This is a genomic window from Pseudomonas arsenicoxydans (assembly GCF_900103875.1).
GTDB lineage: Bacteria > Pseudomonadota > Gammaproteobacteria > Pseudomonadales > Pseudomonadaceae > Aquipseudomonas > Aquipseudomonas arsenicoxydans.
Genome location: NZ_LT629705.1, coordinates 4,003,295 through 4,022,338 on the forward strand (window position 1 = coordinate 4,003,295; position 19,044 = coordinate 4,022,338).

A 19,044-nucleotide genomic window follows, 5' to 3' on the forward strand; every position below is an offset into this window, starting at 1 on the left:
AACACATCTGTGTTTCATCGATGCGAGATAAATTTATGGACGACAAGATAAAACCTCACCAGAGCCAGGCTGCTGGTTTGGGGACGCGAGTGGTTTGGGGAGGGGAGCAAGTTCAGCATCCCTACAACGCTACCCAAACGCCCATCGTAGTCAGTGCCGCCTACGGTTACCATGACATTGATGAATGGTATGACGTGGCATTGGGTAAAGAGCCTGGCTTCATTTACAGCCGCATGAGCAACCCGACTGTCTGTGTCTTGGAAGACAAACTTTGCGAGCTTGAAAGCGCGGAGTCGGCTGTCGCTTTCAGTACCGGGATGGCTGCAATCAGTGGTGTGCTGCATACCTTCCTGTCCCATGGGCAGCGTGTGGTTTCTACCCGCGACAGCTACGGTGGTACAAACAAGATCTTTGAAGAGTTTCTCCCGCGCATGGGAGTCGAAGTTGCGCTTTGCGATACCCTCGACACTGAATCTATCGAGCATGAGATCGCCAAAGGCTGCAATGTCCTTTACCTCGAAACCCCGACGAACCCGACACTGAAGGTTCTGGATATACGACGCCTGGTGGCGGCGGCGAAGCGTGTTGGGGCGTTGGTCATAGCAGACAACACGTTCGCAACGCCCTTGAATCAGAATCCCCTTGCTCTCGGGGTGGATGTGGTAGTGCACAGTGCTACCAAGTTCCTGTCGGGTCATGGCGATGTGCTTGGCGGTGTGGTCTGTGGCAATGAGCATCTTATGTCTCAAGTTCGCCATTACCGCGAAATTAATGGGGCCTCGCTGGATCCGTTCTCCGCTTATCTCATCATCCGGGGCATCAAGACTTTGGCTTTGCGTCTGCGCCAGCAACAGGTAAGCGCGCAAGCACTGGCTGAGTATCTCTGCACCGAGCCGCTGGTTGAGTCAGTGAACTATCCGGGACTGCCTCAACATCGAGGTCATACCATTGCTCGTTCGCAGATGCGTGGATTTGGCGCAATCGTCAGCTTCGTGCTGGTGGGGGGAATGGACACAGTGACTCGTTTGCTACCGCTGCTTAAGTATGCCCATCGGGCGGGTAACTTAGGAGCGGTTGAAACCATCTACGGGCCGGCAAGGACAACCAGCCACGTGGAAAACACCTTGAAGGAACGCGAGGCACTTGGGATTTCTGAGGGCTTGGTCAGGGTCTCTGTAGGTATTGAAGATACGGCCGACTTGTTGGCTGATCTTAAACAAGCATTTGAGTTGGTTCGCAGTAAACAAAGTCATTCAAGCCTCCACGCTGGAAACACCGAGCGTTTCACCGAGGTGGGAACCTGAACTCGGGTAAGACTTCCGATTTAACGATCGGATAGTCCTTCATGAATAGTGAAAACAATAACAACTAGCGACAATTTAATTGTGCTGCCGAGTAGTCGGTTACGAGAAATTTTGTCCGAGCACTTCATGAGAGCATAGCTATGACCATACAAACAAAAAATGATCAGTCCGATCCAGGGTTAAATTTCAAGAAAGAAATGCAAACCCGCCACATTGTTATGTTGGCGTTGGGCGGTGTAATTGGTACGGGATTATTCCTGACCTCCGGCTACACCGTTAATCAAGCAGGGCCGCTCGGCGCGGTTATCGCCTACATCATCGGTGCGGTGATGGTGTATCTGGTAATGGTCTGTCTCGGTGAGTTGGCGGTACAGATGCCAGAAACCGGGTCGTTCAGTACCTACGCAACTCGATACCTGGGCCCAGGTACGGGCTATACGGTGGCCTGGCTGTACTGGCTCACTTGGGCAGTCGCTATTGGATCTGAATTTACGGCTGCTGGAATCCTGATGGTTCGGTGGTTCCCTGATACACCGGTCTGGATTTGGAGCGCGTTTTTTGCCATTGCGGTCTTTTTAAGTAACGTAGTATCTGTTCGTCTTTTTGCGGAGACTGAGTTCTGGCTTTCGCTCATTAAAGTTCTGACTGTTATCACGTTTATCGTGATTGGCGGGGGGGCTATTTGCGGTCTCTTCCAAGTACAGCATTTGCAGGGCGCTGGACTCTCCAACTTTACCCGCGAAGGGCTATTCCCTACAGGTCTTTTACCCATTGCGATGACACTTCTGGCTGTCTCCTTCGCATTTTCCGGGACTGAACTTATCGGGATTGCGGCAGGTGAAGCGCAGGATCCTCAGACAAGCGTCCCCAAGGCGATCCGCACGACGGTAGTACGTTTGGCGCTGTTCTTCGTGGGTACGATTTTTGTCCTTGCGACCTTGCTGCCCCGTGAGCAGGCAGGCGTCATCGAAAGTCCCTTCGTCATGGTGTTCGAGCTGATTGGTATCCCGTACTCAGCTGACATCATGAACTTCGTCATTCTTACCGCGCTGATTTCTGCGGCTAACTCAGGGTTGTATGCGGCCTCGCGCATGCTTTGGACGCTGAGTGATCAAGGTCATATGCCTAAGCGTTACGCCAGGCTATCGCGCCGGGGTACACCGGTTAACGCAATCGTTTTAAGTATGGCGGGTGCCGCGGCGTCTCTGCTGAGCAGTGTGCTTGCCCCTGATACGGTTTATTTGGCCCTGGTGTCGATTTCTGGTCTTGCAGTGGTGGTCGTGTGGATGAGCATCGCCGCGAGCCAAATCGCCTTCCGACGCCAATACGTCGCCAATGGCGGGCGAGTTGAAGATCTGCATTTCCGGGTGCGTGGCTACCCGTGGGTTCCAATTGGTGCTCTGTTGTGTTGCTTGCTCGCCTGTGTCGGCATCGCTTTTGATCCTGAGCAGCGAGTGGCGCTTTACTTCGGTCTTCCATTTATCGCGTGGTGTTACTTCGTTTATTGGATCACTCGCAAGAAGCGGGAAGAGCGGTTGGCATTAGCGGCGGCTGCACATCATTCCGCTGGTGCTGCATGATTAGCTCAGGCGATGATTGAGCACAGATAAGTCCCGATGAGGTTGCGCCGATGAGTCAAAAATCACTACCGCCCTTGAATTGGCTGAGGGCATTCGAAGTGTCGGCGCGGTATTTGAATTTCACCCATGCAGCAGAGGAACTGCACCTGACTCAAGGTGCAGTAAGTCAGCAGATCCGTCAGTTAGAAGGCCACCTCGGGGTGGCGCTATTCAAGCGCCTACCCCGAGGGCTTGGCTTGACTGAGGAAGGGCAGTCGTACTTGCCAGTTGTACAGGACGCAATCAGTCGTCTGGCGGTGGGTACCAACGAGATCTTCGGTCAGCGTAATCGAAGGCATGTGAAAGTGCGTGGCAGCCTTTCCTTCCTTCACTATTGGTTGGCCCCTCGGCTTGCAGATTTTTGTCGAGAGTATCCCCAAATCGACATCCGATATATCAGCAACATTTGGGTGAAGGAGCCGGACGGAGAGGATGACCTGGAGATTCGTTGGGGATGCGGGGAGTGGTCGGGATTGCACTCTCAGCGATTAACGTGGGACATCCTCCAACCCGTTTGCTCGCCAGAGCTTATGGCCAGCTCACCGATACGTGAGCCTCGCGATTTGATGAACCATTCTCTGCTTCATGTGTTGGGGTATGAGGAAGGTTGGGGTTACTGGTTGAAGCGGGTTGGAGCAGACGAAGTCGATTATTCCCGTGGTCTTCAGTTCGACACACTGATTTCCACAATCCGCATGGCAGAACTAGGTCAGGGCGTTGCCTTGGCACGGTCTTCAGTAGTGGAAAATTTACTCAAGAGTGGGCACCTGATTGCTCCATTCAGTCACCGAATCGAAGCCAGCGAGTCTTTTTATCTAGTGCGTGAGCAAGCCGAAGAGCTTTCGACTGATGCAGCGACTTTTTCTACTTGGTTGGTGGCTCAAGCTCACCGCCTTTTGTAATTCTGATTTGGAGTCATCATGCATTACGTAAGCACACGCGGCGGTGACGTGCGGGCGGATTTTCGCAGTGTGGTTTTGTCGGGGCTCGCCGAAAATGGTGGCCTGTATGTCCCAACCCGTTTGCCGGTATTCACTGAGCAACAAATCACCAGCTGGTCATGGCTGCCGTTTGATGAGCTGGTATGGCGGGTAATCTCGCCCTTTGTTGGCTCGTCCATGGACGAAAGCACCCTCCGTGCCTTGCTCAGCGACAGTTATCAACAATTCAAGCACCGCGCTATTACGCCGCTTGAGCAGATCGGGCATAACGAGTGGATACTCCAGCTGTTTCATGGGCCGACTCATTCTTCTAAGGATTTCGCCGCGCAGTTGCAGTCGCGCCTGGTCGAGCATTTTCTGGGGGAGGTTGGTAAAGAAGCGTTGGTGGTCGGTGCAACTAATGGTGATACCGGCCTCGCTGCGCTTGAAGCCTTTGCTAACGGACAGGCCGTCCGCATGGCGATACTTTATCCGCGCGACGGGCTTGCGCCTGAGCAACTCAGTGCCTTGCAGGCAGCCGACTCTCAGCGGGTTCAGCTGTTTCCGGTTGACGGTAATTTCGATGATTGCCAGACGCTGGTCTCCCGACTCTTGCGTGAGTGGCCGTTGGACGGAGTGATTCCGATCTGTTTCAACTCGACCAACTGGATTGGCGTCCTAGCCCAGATAGTTTTTTACTTCCACGCGGCGTTACAACTGGGAGGTGGCTCGCGCCCCGTTGGCTTTAGCATTCCAGCTGCCAGCTCGGCCGAGATCTACGCCGGCTACATTGCGCAGAAAATGGGATTGCCCATCAATCAGGTGATCATCTCCACCAACAGCAATGATGCCCTGCACCAGTTTTTTCATTGCAATCGCTACTCCACCCGAATGACTAATCGAACAGTATCGCCGGCGATGGACTTCTCGTTGTTTTCCAACCTGGAGCGGTTTATTTGGGAGATTTACGAGCACGATGGCTGCTCAACAAAAGCTCTGATGGAGCATTTTGAAAGTTGCGGAGAAATGAGCATCGGCAATCAGCAATGGCTGCATGCCCGAGTACTCTTCGATTCCTATGCGGTAGACGAATCCCAAGTGCGCGATGAGGTGGTCGAGTTATTCCGAGAGACAGGCTCGGTCATCGATCCTCACACCGCTGTCGGTGTACTGGCTGGCCGGCTTCATCGACGCAGCCTGGGGGCGCCAATGGTCACCTTCGGGCAAATTGCGCCGGCCAAATCGGCGGCGCTTTTGGCAGAGCTGGGCGTCTGGCAGGCAAGCGTTCCGAGCACTGTCGAGGTGCGCGCGCAACCACCTTACTTGGCCAAGGACGATCTTGAGGGGCTGTGCCAGGCTCTTCGTGTGGCGCAGCAGAGGCTTTCATGAAGCGCATTCTGGATCCGTTGGACGAACGCATACTGGCCGAACTTACCGCTAATGCGCGAATAGCCCATATCGAACTGGGTGCCAAGATCAACTTGTCGCGTAATGCTGTGCGCCAGCGCATCGAGCGTCTTGAGCGCGACGGTGCGATCACGGGTTATACGGTAATTCTTGGTGAGTCGCGGCGGCCTACGTCGCTTATCAGCGCGGTGATTTTTGTCTACCGCTACGACCGCATGCGTGGCGAAGAAGTACTGGCTGCGCTGCGCTCCATTCCCGAAGTCGTGCAGTGTGAAGTACTCAGTGGTGAGTTCGATTTAATGCTGCGCGTGAATGCAGCTACACCGGAACGTGTCCATCTCGTGTGGAAGGAAATCGCGGCCATGCCGGGGGTGGAAAACACCCTGACATCGTTCGTCCTTTCAGCAGTGTTTTAAAAATCGTGCTTGGGCAAAATGCCCAACTAATACAGCAGACTGCCATATTCAACTGCCAAAGCTCGGCTCTTAGGATGTTCCTGTCGAACAACATCAATAAAAGGAACAGCTTTATGACTGAGTACAAAATTGCCTTGGTAGGGTTTGGTGGCGTGAACCGTGGCTTCGCCCAATTGGTCGCCGATCGTAATGCCGAGTGGAAAGAGTCCCTGGGTTTCACTATCAAAATTGTCGGTGTTACCGATCTGTTCCTCGGCTCCATCATTGCTAAAGACGGTCTGGATGCAAAGCAGTTGGTTGCCCTGCCCGTTGAAAAAGGTGCTTTCGCTCAACTGCCTGGCGGCAATGCTGAGGCCTTCAATGAAACCGTGATCAAGCATTCAGGTGCTGACATGATTGCTGAAGCCACCTTCACCAACCCTGTCGATGGTGAGCCCGCTACTACGTTTTGCCGCTGGGCACTGGAAAGCGGTATCCATGTTGTAACCACCAATAAGGGGCCGATTGCACTGCACGGCGCTGAGCTAACGGATTTGGCCCGTCGTAACAGTGTTGCCTTCGAGTACGAGGGTTCGGTTATGAGCGGTACACCTGTGATTCGTCTGGCAAGACAGGCTCTGGCAGGTGTAGGGGTTAAAGGCTTTGAAGGCATCCTGAACGGGACTTCCAATTACGTGCTGACCCGCATGAAGGACGGCCTGGATTTCAACGACGCAGTCGCTCAGGCTCAACAGCTCGGCTATGCCGAGGCCGACCCTACTGCCGATGTGGAGGGGTTTGACGTCCGCCTCAAGGTGGTGATTCTCGCCAACGAACTGCTCGATGCGCGATTGAGCGTCAGCGATGTGGCTTGTTCAGGTATTAGCCGCATCAGTCCAGAAGACATCGCTCAAGCAAGTGCCAACGGTGCAAGTTGGAAGCTGATCGGATCTGCAAATCGCGAAGTTGATGGCTCGGTTCGAGCGAGTGTGGAGGCTCGACTGCTGCCGAATTCGCATCCTCTTGCAGGAATTCCCGGTGCCACGAACGCGGTGTCGTTCAACACTGGTCTGCTGGGTGCCGTCACTGTATCCGGCCCTGGAGCAGGACGTATCGAGACTGCCTTTGCGTTGCTGTCAGACATCGTCGCCATCCATACCACCCACGGCAAGTAATAGGAGAGTAGTCATGAGCGTATCCAGCATGGCCAGTATCCAGCTTGTTGATGCCAAACAGATTGATGTGTTCAGCCCATTCGATGGTCGCCTGGTGGGAAGCGTACCTTGCCTCGATGCAACCGCTGTTCCTGGCCTGCTGGAGCGTGCGCGAATTGGCGTGCGTGAGAGCGCGGCAATGCCTCGTCACCTTCGTGCACGTATCCTTGAGGAAACCGCCCGGCGTGTGGAGCTCAAGACTGAAGAGTTTGCCAAACTCATTGTTGCAGAGGCGGGAAAAACGCTGCGACAAGCAGAGAAGGAAGTGAAGCGTTGTGTGAACACGCTGAAGCTCTCGGCGGAAGAGGCTCGTCGTAACGCTGGGGAAGTGATTCCATTTGAGGCATATGAAGGCTCCGAATCGCGGCAAGGCTGGTTCACTCGCGAACCATTGGGGCTTATTGTCGCGATCACCCCATACAACGATCCGCTGAACTTGGTCGCCCATAAACTGGGCCCGGCCATCGCCGGTGGCAATGCTGTAATCCTGAAACCTTCAGAGCTGGCACCGTTGTCTGCTCTTAAGCTGGTTGAGTGCCTGGTGGAAGCGGGTCTGCCTCCGTGTGTGGTAACTCCGGCCACCGGGGGCGTCGATCTGGGTAAGGCATTGGTCGAGCTGCGAGAAGTACGGATGATTTCCTTTACGGGTGGTTTTGCCACTGGAGAGTCCATTGCTCGAAGTGCAGGCTTGAAGAAGCTGGCCATGGATCTAGGCGGGAATGCGCCGGTGCTCGTGCTCGAAGACTGTGACCTTGAACCGACCGTAGAGTCTTGTGTATCGGGTGCCTTCTGGGCAGCAGGACAGAACTGCATCGGCACGCAGCGTATCCTCGTACATAGTTCAATCTACGAAGATTTTCGTGAGCGTTTTGTCAGCCAAGCGTGTGCATTGGTAACTGGCGATCCTGATCAGCGAGCAACGGATGTTGGCCCGATGATTACGGAGCAAGCGGCTCGTCGCACCGAACAATTGGTGAATGAAGCGCTGGCCGAGGGTGCTCTTCTCCTATGCGGACACCATCGTCAAGGGGGGAGCTATTCGCCGACCGTGCTGGAGCGTGTAAGCCATAACAGTCGGATTTGGCAGCAGGAAGTCTTCGCGCCGGTGGTCATCCTGGAGTCTTTTGATCATCTGGAAGATGCCGTTGCACTGGCCAACGAGACGGAGTACAGCCTGCATGCGGGACTGTTCACACGTGATCTATCCAAGGCCTTGAAATTGGCGCGGCAAATTGAAGCCGGTGGGGTGATGATCAATGACTCTTCCGATTATCGTTTTGATGCCATGCCTTTCGGTGGCTTCAAGTACGGAAGTCTGGGGCGAGAAGGTGTTCGGTTCGCCTATGAGGACATGACGCAACCCAAAGTGGTCTGCATCAACGAAATGGGTTGAGCCTTCATAAATAATTACCATCGACCTTTACATCGGGTGAAGTCGCTCGTCCCGTGACACCCGGATGTTTTTTCTCGACACTGCTCGTCCGTAAAGGGTCGCGGGTGTCATCTTGGCGTCATCGACCCCATGGCAAGATCCTCGCAAACCGCCTAGAGCGCTTAGCCTGCAAGGAATCCCCATGAAAGGAGACGCTTCTCTATTTGCAGCCATAGATCTTGGTTCTAATGCGTTTCGCATGATCATCGGCCAGTCAGTCAGACGGCGTCAGGGGTTCGTGATCCAGGAAGTGAAAACCTTGCGTGAACCTGTCCGTTTGGCGGAGGGGTTTGAAGGTGGAGCGCTGGACGCGTTGGCTTTGGATCGGGGATGGCAAGCGCTCGCGCGATTTGGCAAAAAGTTACGCGGCTTCGAGGCCGGTCGAGTGCGGGCAGTGGCGACCAGTGCCGTGCGCGAAGCCGACAATGCCCAGCTGTTTTTGGCCAGCGCCGAGCGCCACCTTGGGTTTCGGATTGACGTGATCTCTGGACATGAAGAGGCAAGGCTGGTTTACGCCGGTGTTGCCCATACGGTGCCCGGTACCGAAAACAGGCGACTGGTCGTGGATATAGGCGGCGGTTCCACTGAATTGATTCTGGGGCAGGGCGCTCAGCCCCTGATGACCGAGAGTATTGCCATCGGCAGCGGCACGTTCGGCGCCCGCTACTTTAAGGGAGGTTGTATCACTGCTCAGGCGCTTCTGGAGGCTGAGCGTGCAGCCACTGTTCAGTTTGAAAAAGTAGCGCAGCGTTATCGCGCGCTGGGTTGGCAGCAGGTGATTGGCTCTTCAGGCACCGCACGGATGCTGGCCAAAGTCCTCAAGGCCAACGGGTTGAACGACTATGACGAAGTCGGCATCACCTACAGTGGCTTGTTGCGCCTGTCGTTGCGCCTGCTTGAAGTGGGGCATGTCAAACAGCTCGGCCTGGCGGGCTTGCAAACTCATCGCCAGAGCATCTTGCCTGGAGGCCTGGTGCTTATGCTGGCGGCATTCAAGGTGTTTGGTGTCTCCCACATGACGCCTTCCGAACCGGGACTGAGGTTCGGCGTTCTGCATGGTCTGATGAGTAAACACTGATCAGCCCTTAGCAACCTTGCTTCGATCAAGGCCAAATATTCGCCATCCTTCATGTCGGCACGCACCGTGATTGCCAGATTGTGGTCGCGGCGCCCAAGCGTCGCCGGTCGGAAACTGGCACGCGCGCAAACTCGGTCCTCGCCGCGCAATTCGGCTCGCCCCTTGGCCCATCGCGGTTTGAGCATGATCTCAAAAAATAATGACGAAAACATCAATATTGAAATATCTCTCAATATTGAATACCTTCACCTTGCCTGACAAGGAGACCTCGCGTCTCACGACTTCAATCACAGCAAGGGCTTGAGATGAACAACAACAAGAAAGATTGCCAATTGCCTCCAGCCGCCGTCGATGTGCTGGTGATCGGTTATGGTCCGGTAGGTGCGACCATCGCTGCGCTTCTGGGCCGCTATGGCGTCACGACCCTTGTATTGGACAAGGTCCATGACGTCGTCCTGATGCCGCGTGCCATTGCTCTGGACAACGAGGCGCTGCGCATCCTGCAACAGGCCGGTTTGTCGGAAGACGCTTTCGAGAAGATCGTTATCCCTGAAGTGAAAATGCACTCCCCGGTACTCGGGCAGTTCGGTCGAGCCAATACCGAGGGGTGCATCGACGGCCATCCGAAACTTGTGACGTTCTACCAACCCGACCTCGAACACGCGATGCGCAGCCAGGTTGCCCGGCTTAAAACCGTCACCAGCCTGGGTGGCTTCGAGCTTGAGAGCCTGGTCGAAATGTCGGATGGCGTTGTTGCTTCTGTACGGGATGAACATGGGCAGTCGCATTCCGTTCGCGCCCAGTACCTGATCGGAGCGGATGGCGCCAGCTCCAGGGTCAGAGCGTTGATTGGCCAGGAGTTTGAAGGGGAGACCTATGCGGAAGATTGGTTGATTGTCGATGTGAAAAACCGCCATAAGTCAGCGATTGATCACATCGAGTTTGTCTGTGATCCGCGGCGCCCGACACCGCACATGCCTGCCCCCGGCGGCAGGGAGCGTTGGGAGTTCATGCTGCAATCCGGCGAGTCCCGGGAAGAGCTGGAAAGCCCAGAAAGCATCGCCCGACTGATCGCGCCATGGATCAACCCGCAAGAGCTGGAAATCGAGCGCAAGGCGGTGTATCGATTCCACGCACGCTGCTGCAACAGATTCAGCAAGGGGCGCGTCTTTCTCGCCGGCGATGCAGCGCATATCACGCCTCCTTTTGTCGGGCAGGGCCTCGTTGCGGGACTTCGAGATGGCGCCAACCTTGCCTGGAAACTGGCTTGGGTCCTTCGCGGCCATGCCGCGCCTGCAATACTCGATACCTATGACGAAGAGCGCCGCCCCCATGCCCGGGCAATGATCCATCTGGCGAAACTCATGGGCCGTCTGGTGATGCCCAAGAACAAGATCGCCGCTTTTTTCGTCCACGGTCTGATGCGCACGCTGGCGTTGACGCCCACGACCAGAAGGTACTTTGAACAGTTGGACATCAAGCCGAAGAACACCTTCAAACATGGCCTGTTCGTGCACCATCGCCGGGGCGACAAACTGGTACGTGGCAGCTTGTTTCCCCAGGCCTGGACTCGCAACATGCAAAAGCAGATCAAGCTGAGCGACGATACTCTGGGAGATAACCTGACCCTGGTTGGATTCGGTGTTGATCCGTTGTCACTGCTAACCCCTGATCAGATCGTTTCCTGGGAAAAATTGGGAGGCCACTTTCTAGAGGTCAGAGCACGCGGCCAACGCTCCGGTGGCAGCTGTGACTTCATCGAAGACATGAACCATGAGATCCTGCCGCTGGCTGCCAAGGGAACGCTCGTCGCGGTTCGCCCCGACCGTATCATCATGCACCACGCCCCTGGCGCAGACGCAGGCAGCCTTCTTCGAGACTGCAGGGGGCTGCTGGCCAGCAAAGACGCCACGCCTGACGGCGTTTCCATTACCATCAACGAGCCCATTAGATTACGAGCTTGATCATGCATTCCCCCACTCTTCCTTCAGAAGCTGATGCGCCAGAACCTCTCACGAGAGGTCACAAGAAACGTGAGCGCACCCGTCGCGGCCTGGTGGACGCCGCATTGCGTCTTATCGCACGCAAGGAAGTGGGGGAGATCGCACTGCTCGAGGTCGCCGCGGAAGCCGCGGTATCCAACGGCACCATCTATAACTATTTTCGAACTCGCGACGAGGTGCTGGAGGCGGTGGGCATCGCCATGGCTGCCGAGTTCTCCGACGCCATTTCCGCCAAGAGCAGGGACGTGCATTGTGGTGCCCAGCGGCTTTCGATCGGCGTGCGCATGTTTGTGTGCCGGGCGGCAGCCGACCACCAATGGGCGAATGCGCTGCTGCGTATTATCCATTTCGACAAGGCCATGCGCTCGCGTCTGGCTGACCATGTACTGGGCGATCTGCGTGAAGGACTGCTTGCGGGCACGTTTGCTTACGTAGACGAAGGGGTCGCCCTGGACATCGTCCTGTCGTGCACAACCGGAGCCATGCGCTCGGTTGTCGAGGGGCGTGCAGTGGAGGAGCATGATCTGCGGGTCGCCGAAATGGTTCTCCAGGCCTTGGGCGTCACTTCTGCCAAAGCCAGGAAAATCGCCGGCAAGCCGCTGCCGGCCTGATCCGATTTCGTCGGTGCTCTACCTGGTTTGATCACTTCGCTTGGCGACGAGCCTTCGGTTGATTGCCGATCAATGCCATGAGTGGCAATGCCCCGGGTTTTGTCCATTTCCCCTGTTCTCTCCCTCAGTCATTAGAAATTCAGCCACCGAAACTGAACATGTGTGTTCAGTTTCGTCGGCGCGCTTTGCTGTTTTTTAACAGGCTAGATCGATCCTTTCATCCGAAATATTGGGCCTAAGCCTGCTTTTACGAACGTTCAATCCGGCAGGCTTAAAAATAGTATTGACGCAAAATGAACACGAGTGTTCAATTGGTCCATGAGGTAATCTTGGAGAAAGAACCGTGGAATCCCTGAACCCAACACAGCGCCGCATCCATCAAGCTGCCTTTCGCCTGTTTGCCGAGAGAGGCACCTCGCAAGTGAACATCCTCGACCTCGCCCAAGAGGCCGGTGTGGCGCGCGGAACGGTCTATAGCAACATCGACAGCATGGAAAACCTGTTCGAGGCGGTCGCCAGCCATCTCGCGAGGGAGATGCATGAGCGCGTCAACAAGAGCTTCAATTCCCTCTCGGATCCCGCTCATCGCTTGGCCAATGGCATTCGATTCTTCATTCGCCGAGCGCACGAAGACTCCCAGTGGGGCGCATTCATCCATAAATTCGCCATGAGCAATTCGGCGTTGCGCGAAATGTTCAGCAGCCAGGCAGCCAAGGATCTTCTGAGCGGGCTTGCCAGTGGGCGCTATACGTTTGCGCAGGAGCAATTGCTCTCGGTACTGACGCTGATATCGAGCAGCGTGCTCGGCTCGATTTTCCTGGTACTGGAAGGTCACCGAACATGGCGCGAATCGGGCTCTGATACCGCCGAGCTGGTATTGCGGGCATTGGGTGTGCCGCCACAAGAGGCTCGTGCGTTGGCGACCCAAGCGTTGCCGGCACTTCCCTCTCTCGACTGAGCGCGTAATTGATTTGACTGAATAAACCCCTGAGTTTTCAGGGGTACGGGACCGCTTTGCCCTAAAAACCCGGAAAACAACAACAATGAACGACAAAAACGAACTGCACCGGTTGGCGACACCACACCCCGCGCGGCATCCGCAGCCGACGGTAAAGGCCCAGGTTTTGACTCACCTGATCTTCCAGCGGCCTGACTTGAATGAGGCCGCGCGTTTCCTGACGGACTTCGGCCTGACGGTCGCTCGGCAGGACGCCGAGACGCTCTATATGCGGGCCACCGACGCCGCTGCGTATTGTTATCGAGTCGAATGGGCCGAACAGGCCCGTTTTATCGGGTTCGGGCTTGCCGTGCGGTCCCTGGAAGAGCTTAAAAAGCTCACTCGAATCCCGGGTGCGTCATCGGTCGAGAAATCGGAGCATCCGGGTAAAGGGTATTACGTCAGACTGACGGATCCTTCCGGTTTCATCGTGGAAGCAGTGTGCGACCAGACGCCAGGCAAGGCGCTGGCACATAGAGCTCCTCTGAACTGGAATCTGGCGCAGGAACAACAGCGAATCAACGCGACGCAGCGTCCGCCGATTACTCCTCCTGAAGTCCTCAAGCTGGGCCACATCGTCATTGAAGTGGCCGACTATCAAGCAACCTGTGCCTGGTACACGCAGCATTTCGGGTTTATTCCTAGCGATGTGCAGGTACTCCCCGACGGCACGCCTATCGTCACTTTCATGCGCCTTGATCTCGGTGACATTCCCGCGGATCACCATACGCTCGCGATTGCGCAAGGGTTCATGGCGACCTACAGCCATAGCGCCTATGAAGTCGTCGATACAGACGCCGTGGGTATGGGGCAGCGCGTCCTGCGCGAGCGCGGTTGGGCGCACTCATGGGGCATCGGCCGGCACATTCTTGGCAGTCAGATCTTCGATTACTGGCAAGACCCTTGGGGCGACAAGCACGAGCATTACTGCGACGGGGATATTTTCACGGCCACTCGGCCTACGGGCATTCATCCAGTGAGTCCCGAGGCAATGGCGCAGTGGGGGCAGCGCATGCCCAGGAGTTTTACCAAACCCAAAATGAACCTGGCCAATTTTCTGCTGCTGATCCGCAACCTGCGACGCAGCCCCGACCTGACCATTCGCAAGCTGATAACACTCATGCGGATGTTCGGGTAGAGCTACACCGTTGCCAGCCCCCGTTCCAGAACAACACAACAGTTCCCGCGCCACTGAACGCGGGACAAACGCCGCTCCAGGAGTACCTTCAATGTCTGCTGTACACGTAGTCCGCTTTGAATTTCAGAACGGTATCCACTGGGGCGTGCTTCGCCAGGGCCGTATCACAGTTGTCCCAGGTGTTTTTGAAACTACCGGTGACTTCATTAGCCAGAACAGTCTCGACGACCTTGCTCAACTGAAAGGTCCGGAGTTGGAGGAGGGCGACGTAAAACTGCTGTCGCCGGTGACCCGTAACCAGCAGTTTGTCTGCCAGGGTGCCAATTACCGTCAGCACATGATCGAGTCAGGCATGGACCCTGATGCGAAGAAATTCAACATGATCTTCACCAAGGCGACCAGTTGCCTGGTGGCGGCTGACAGCGACCTTATCAAACCGCGCCACGTGCGCTTCCTTGACTACGAGATCGAACTGGGCCTGGTGATGAAGCGCTCGATCAACGGCGCTATTGCTGTCACCGACGCCAACCTGCATGAATTCATTGCCGGCGTCGTCATTGTCAACGACTACTCGGCCCGTGACATTCAGATTCCCCAGATGCAGTTCTACAAGGGCAAGAGCTACCGCACTTTCGGTCCGGTCGGCCCGTACCTGTGCCTTCTGGATGCCAAGAGCATGCATTACCTGAAAGCGCTGCAGCTGCGCCTGACCGTCAACGACCAGGTACGACAGAACGACAGCACGGCCAATCTCGTTTACGGCCCCGCTGAAACCCTGACCGAACTCAGCGCGTTGCAAGATCTCGCTGTTGGAGACTTGATTGCCACGGGGACACCTGCTGGCTGCGCCCTAACGATTCCTTCGCCTGGCAAAATGCGCATTGCAGCCCTTTTGCCAGAAGCCACCAAGTGGAAGCTGTTCCTCAAGGCACAAGAGGGCCGGACGCAGTACCTCAAGGCCGGTGACGTGGTCGAGGCGCGTATTCGCAGCGCCGATGGTGTGGTCGACCTCGGCGTGCAACGCAACCGGGTTGTGGGAGAAGTTTAATGGTTGTTCGGAGCCTGAATGACATCGAAAGTCTTGAGCAAGTGCCCTTGTCGGAGCGTGGGCTGGCTTGCAGCACTTATGAAGCGCTGCGTGTGGCGGCCGAGCGCACCCCCCGGGCACCGGCGCTGAGTTTCTTCGCCGATGCCGCCGACTTCAAGCGCACCCACGAGTGGAACTACTCCCAGCTCTTTGGGGATATTACCCGCGCGGCGAATGCCTTCGATGACCTGGGCATAAAACCGGGGGAGGTGATTGCCTTCATCCTGCCCAACCTGCCGGAAACCCACTTCACTCTATGGGGCGGGGAGGCGGCGGGGATCGTCATGGCGATCAATCCTCTGCTTGAGGCCAAGCAGATGGCGGGCTTGCTGAATGCGGCAAAGGTGTCAGTGGTGGTGACGCTCGCGCCGACTCCGGGCAGCGATCTGTGGCCCAAGCTGGCTTCGCAACTGGATCAGCTACCTATGGTCAGGTCTGTTGTCTGGGTCAGCATGGAACCCTATGTCGACGAACCGGTGCGAGGGGCTCTGAAATCCATGGCCCTGAAAGAGCGCGACTTGCACAGCGGTATCGCGATTCACGATTGGCAATCGCTGATGAATACCCAGCCCCACACGCACCTCAAGAGCGGTCGGCAAATCCGCGAGGATGAGTGCTCCTCCTACATCTGTACGGGCGGCACCACCGGGCTCCCCAAAATTGCCGCGCGTACCCATGGCTCTGAAGTATTCGACGCCTGGGCCATCGACGCTCACATGCAGCCCCGCAGTAATGTCCAGGTTCTGTTCTGTGGCCTACCGCTGTTTCATGTCAATGGCCAACTGGTGACTGGACTGATGCCTTGGACTCAAGGCGACCATGTGATCCTCGGGACGCCTCAGGGGTATCGTGGCGAGGGCGTGATTCCTCGATTCTGGGAGATGGTCGAGCACTTCGGTATCAACCTCTTTTCCGGCGTGCCAACTGTCTATGCCGCGCTTTTGCAAAATGAATGGCAGGGCCGCGACCTCTCCAGTCTTCGCTATGCAATCTGTGGCGCCGCCCCCATGCCGGCTGAGCTTTTCCGGGAATTCGAGCGCCGCACCGGAGTGAAGATCCTTGAAGGTTACGGCCTGACCGAGGGCGCCTGCGTCTCGTCAATCAATCCACCCCATGGCGAGCGCCGTATCGGCTCCATCGGGATTCGGCTCGCCTACCAGAATATGCGCGCGGTCGTGCTCAATGATTCTGGAGCGTATCTGCGCGACGCCAACCTGGATGAGATCGGCCTCATCACGATCAGTGGGCCGAACCTCTTCGAGGGTTATCTGGAGGAGCGTCATAACCAGGGCCTCTGGATCGATATCGACGGTCAGCGCTGGCTGAATACGGGCGACTTGGGGCGCCAGGATGCGCAGGGTTATTTCTGGCTGACCGGGCGCAAGAAGGAGTTGATCATTCGCGGTGGTCACAACATCGATCCAAAGCAAATCGAGGAGGCGCTTCAGGCGCATCCTGCTGTCGCCTTGGCCGCTGCAATTGGCAGCCCCGATGCTTACTTGGGCGAGGTGCCCGTTGCCTACGTCCAACTACGCCCTGGGCAAACTTGCGATGTTGAAGAACTTGAAGCGTTCGCTCATCAGAACATCAGCGAGCGGGCAGCCGTTCCAAAGCGCATTGAAATCCTCGAGGCATTGCCGCTGACGGCGGTGGGCAAGATATTCAAGCCCGCTTTGCAGCAGAGGGAAATTGCCAAAGTAATCCAGCAGGAAGTGGGGCGTCTGGGGCTTTTGGATATTGCCGTTGAAGTCGTTCAGGACAATCGTCGTGGGCAGGTTGCCTGCGTCAAGGCCGGTACTGACCAGCAAGTCCTGGCTCCGTTGTTGGGCCGTTATAGCTTTCAAGTCGAGTGGATTAATTGAGTTCCTGATTCGCAATCTGTAAGTCCAGCAGTCAAGCCTTGGCGCTGTTCCGCCAAGGCCTATGACACAACTTGGATCAATTCCAGCCGGCACTGATAAGTGCACGGGGCGGCGAAGCCTTGCCTGCGTGCAAACAACAAAAACAATAAACAAGAGGTGGAAAATGAAACTCAATAGCCGCGTGATCTCGTGTGTCTCTACTCAGCGCAAGTGTGCTGTCTGGATTGAATTCGGCAGTGCCATCGCACTACTTGGCGCCTCTACCATTGTCAGCGCAAACGGCATTGCTCTAAACGAACAAAGTGCAAGCAGTGCGGGGACTGCTTATGCGGGAAGGTCGTCTTCGGCGCTGGACGCGAGCACTATCTTTGGAAATCCCGCAGGCTTGACCAAGTTGAAGCGCAGTGAGATTTCCGGTGGGGCCGCGGTCGTCTCGGTCAGCGACGACATCAGCGATGCGCGAAGCAGTGCCACCGGCACCAATAAAGGGGACTCGGTACCCTTGGGCGTCGTGCCCTTCGTCTACCTGTCTACGCCCCTTGATGATCGTTTTTCGATGGGACTGGGCCTCTATGCCCCCAGTGGTCTGATCAATGATTACGAGAGCACTTTTCAGGGGCGCTACCATGGCTCCTATAGCACGACCAAGGAAGTAACCCTGCAACCCACCATTGCCTGGCGGATCAATGATTACGTGTCCATTGGTGGCGGCCCGACCATAAATCATTTCAATGCAAAGCTTCAGAATTACCTGGCGACCGGCGCCCTGAACAACGGCGAGGACACGCTGGTCACCATCAAGGGTGATGACACTGCACTTGGCTACAACGTCGGCCTGTTGATTGACTTTACTGAGGCAACCACTTGGGGGATTAACTATCACTCGAAGGTGGATTATGAACTTGAAGGGCATACCGAGATTTCTGGCTCCCCGAGCGCCATTCCTCTGAACGGAAAGTATGACAGCAAGATAGACCTCACCATGCCCGAGTCCGTGGACACGTCTATCACCCATCATTTCGACAGTCGCTGGACGGGTTATCTGGGAACCACCTGGAAACGCTGGAGCCGGATCCAGAAAGTCGAGGCAGTCAACAGCGGTCTTTCCCCCATCGGCGAGGCGGCGGGTCTGGGGCATGTGATTGAAGAAATGAACTGGCGCGACACGTGGAGCACCGCAGTGGGCGCCTCCTATCAATTGAACCAACAATGGCTGCTACGCGCAGGCTACGCCTATGATCCGTCGCCAGTCAGGAATGCCGATCGCAGCGTACGCATTCCGGTCGGGAATCGCCAAGCCGTGACCTTGGGTGGCGCTTATTCGCCGAGTTCCGATCTGACGATAGACTTCGCTTATGGTTATCTCTGGGACTCCAAAGTCTCGGTAAAGCAGGCAAACAATTCCGGTGTTCAACCGGAATACAGTGCCAGTTACGACAATAGTGCGAATGGAGTTTCAGTGCAGGCTACCTATCGGTACTAACGTATGAAGCACACCTTGCGTGGGACGCCGATGTCTTTTACCGAATCCACGGGCGCATCAATGACGGGTTGCTGCACGCGTATCAACCGCCAGGTTGTACCTCCAGCTAACGCCAAATGAGCCGGAGCCGATGATTCCAGCCTGTTCGTGCAGCTGAAATACTTACGAAACATTCCGGCCTTATGATTCGCCTCACTGAAATCCAGGAGGTTGGAGATGAACCGACCATCAAGAAGCCTGCGCAAACTGCTCGACTCCGTCGCCACTAACAATGAGGCAGCGGCGCTCGATATGATGCGCGCAGCAGAGCAACTCCAAGACGAAGTGCTGCGCCAACGGTTGCTCAACATGATTCACCGACTTAACCAGGACGCTATTGACTTACGAATGGCGCGTGACGATATCCAGGGCGGAGCCATAAAGCTCGCGTGACCGGTCTCGGTGACGTTTCTTGGTCCTTATGCATACAGTCGATTTCACGGAAGCTGATAGTG

At 56.0% G+C, this 19,044-nt stretch carries 16 protein-coding genes; all 16 read left to right on the forward strand.

Annotated features, from left to right (window positions below):
• Positions 1-35 precede the first annotated feature (35 nt).
• Entirely contained in the window at positions 36-1,304 is a 1,269-nt protein-coding gene (locus BLQ41_RS18835) for a cystathionine gamma-synthase family protein (protein WP_090183191.1), read from the forward strand.
• A 140-nt stretch (positions 1,305-1,444) separates the two neighbouring features.
• A complete protein-coding gene (locus BLQ41_RS18840) occupies positions 1,445-2,884 on the forward strand; it encodes an amino acid permease (RefSeq protein WP_090183192.1) in 1,440 nt (479 codons plus the stop codon).
• A gap of 50 nt (positions 2,885-2,934) precedes the next feature.
• Positions 2,935-3,825, forward strand: a complete 891-nt coding sequence (locus BLQ41_RS18845) for a LysR substrate-binding domain-containing protein (RefSeq protein ID WP_090183194.1) — start codon at positions 2,935-2,937, stop codon at positions 3,823-3,825.
• Positions 3,826-3,843: 18 nt separating this feature from the next.
• The gene (gene thrC / locus BLQ41_RS18850; RefSeq protein ID WP_090183195.1) at positions 3,844-5,232 is read left to right on the forward strand and encodes a threonine synthase; all 1,389 of its coding nucleotides are present in this window, start codon (positions 3,844-3,846) and stop codon (positions 5,230-5,232) included.
• Positions 5,229-5,666 carry an Lrp/AsnC family transcriptional regulator gene (locus BLQ41_RS18855; protein ID WP_090183197.1) on the forward strand — a complete coding sequence of 146 codons (438 nt, stop codon included), beginning with the start codon at positions 5,229-5,231 and terminating at the stop codon, positions 5,664-5,666. Before thrC ends, BLQ41_RS18855 begins: the two co-directional genes overlap by 4 nt.
• Positions 5,667-5,779: 113 nt before the next feature.
• Complete coding sequence (locus BLQ41_RS18860; protein WP_090183198.1) at positions 5,780-6,820, forward strand: homoserine dehydrogenase; 1,041 nt, start codon at positions 5,780-5,782, stop codon at positions 6,818-6,820.
• A 13-nt stretch (positions 6,821-6,833) separates the two neighbouring features.
• Positions 6,834-8,252 carry an aldehyde dehydrogenase family protein gene (locus BLQ41_RS18865; RefSeq protein ID WP_090183200.1) on the forward strand — a complete coding sequence of 473 codons (1,419 nt, stop codon included), beginning with the start codon at positions 6,834-6,836 and terminating at the stop codon, positions 8,250-8,252.
• A gap of 181 nt (positions 8,253-8,433) precedes the next feature.
• On the forward strand, positions 8,434-9,369 hold the full coding sequence (locus BLQ41_RS18870; RefSeq protein WP_090183201.1) for a Ppx/GppA family phosphatase: 936 nt from the start codon (positions 8,434-8,436) through the stop codon (positions 9,367-9,369).
• 305 nt (positions 9,370-9,674) lie between these two features.
• Positions 9,675-11,333, forward strand: coding sequence for a bifunctional 3-(3-hydroxy-phenyl)propionate/3-hydroxycinnamic acid hydroxylase MhpA (mhpA, locus tag BLQ41_RS18875; protein WP_090183203.1), 1,659 nt, complete (start codon positions 9,675-9,677; stop codon positions 11,331-11,333).
• Positions 11,334-11,335: 2 nt separating this feature from the next.
• A complete protein-coding gene (locus BLQ41_RS18880) occupies positions 11,336-11,983 on the forward strand; it encodes a TetR/AcrR family transcriptional regulator (protein WP_090183205.1) in 648 nt (215 codons plus the stop codon).
• A 343-nt stretch (positions 11,984-12,326) separates the two neighbouring features.
• The gene (locus BLQ41_RS18885; protein ID WP_090183206.1) at positions 12,327-12,941 is read left to right on the forward strand and encodes a TetR/AcrR family transcriptional regulator; all 615 of its coding nucleotides are present in this window, start codon (positions 12,327-12,329) and stop codon (positions 12,939-12,941) included.
• Between the two features lie 85 nt (positions 12,942-13,026).
• On the forward strand, positions 13,027-14,118 hold the full coding sequence (locus BLQ41_RS18890) for a VOC family protein (RefSeq protein ID WP_090183208.1): 1,092 nt from the start codon (positions 13,027-13,029) through the stop codon (positions 14,116-14,118).
• Positions 14,119-14,209: 91 nt separating this feature from the next.
• Entirely contained in the window at positions 14,210-15,166 is a 957-nt protein-coding gene (locus BLQ41_RS18895) for a fumarylacetoacetate hydrolase family protein (protein WP_090183210.1), read from the forward strand.
• Positions 15,166-17,067: an acyl-CoA synthetase gene (locus BLQ41_RS18900; protein ID WP_090183212.1), complete on the forward strand. Its 1,902-nt coding sequence runs from the start codon at positions 15,166-15,168 to the stop codon at positions 17,065-17,067. The genes BLQ41_RS18895 and BLQ41_RS18900 overlap by 1 nt, the downstream gene beginning before the upstream one ends.
• A gap of 163 nt (positions 17,068-17,230) precedes the next feature.
• Positions 17,231-18,550 carry an outer membrane protein transport protein gene (locus tag BLQ41_RS18905; protein WP_090183214.1) on the forward strand — a complete coding sequence of 440 codons (1,320 nt, stop codon included), beginning with the start codon at positions 17,231-17,233 and terminating at the stop codon, positions 18,548-18,550.
• Between the two features lie 216 nt (positions 18,551-18,766).
• Positions 18,767-18,982: a hypothetical protein gene (locus BLQ41_RS18910; RefSeq protein WP_090183215.1), complete on the forward strand. Its 216-nt coding sequence runs from the start codon at positions 18,767-18,769 to the stop codon at positions 18,980-18,982.
• The last annotated feature ends 62 nt before the right edge of the window (positions 18,983-19,044 follow it).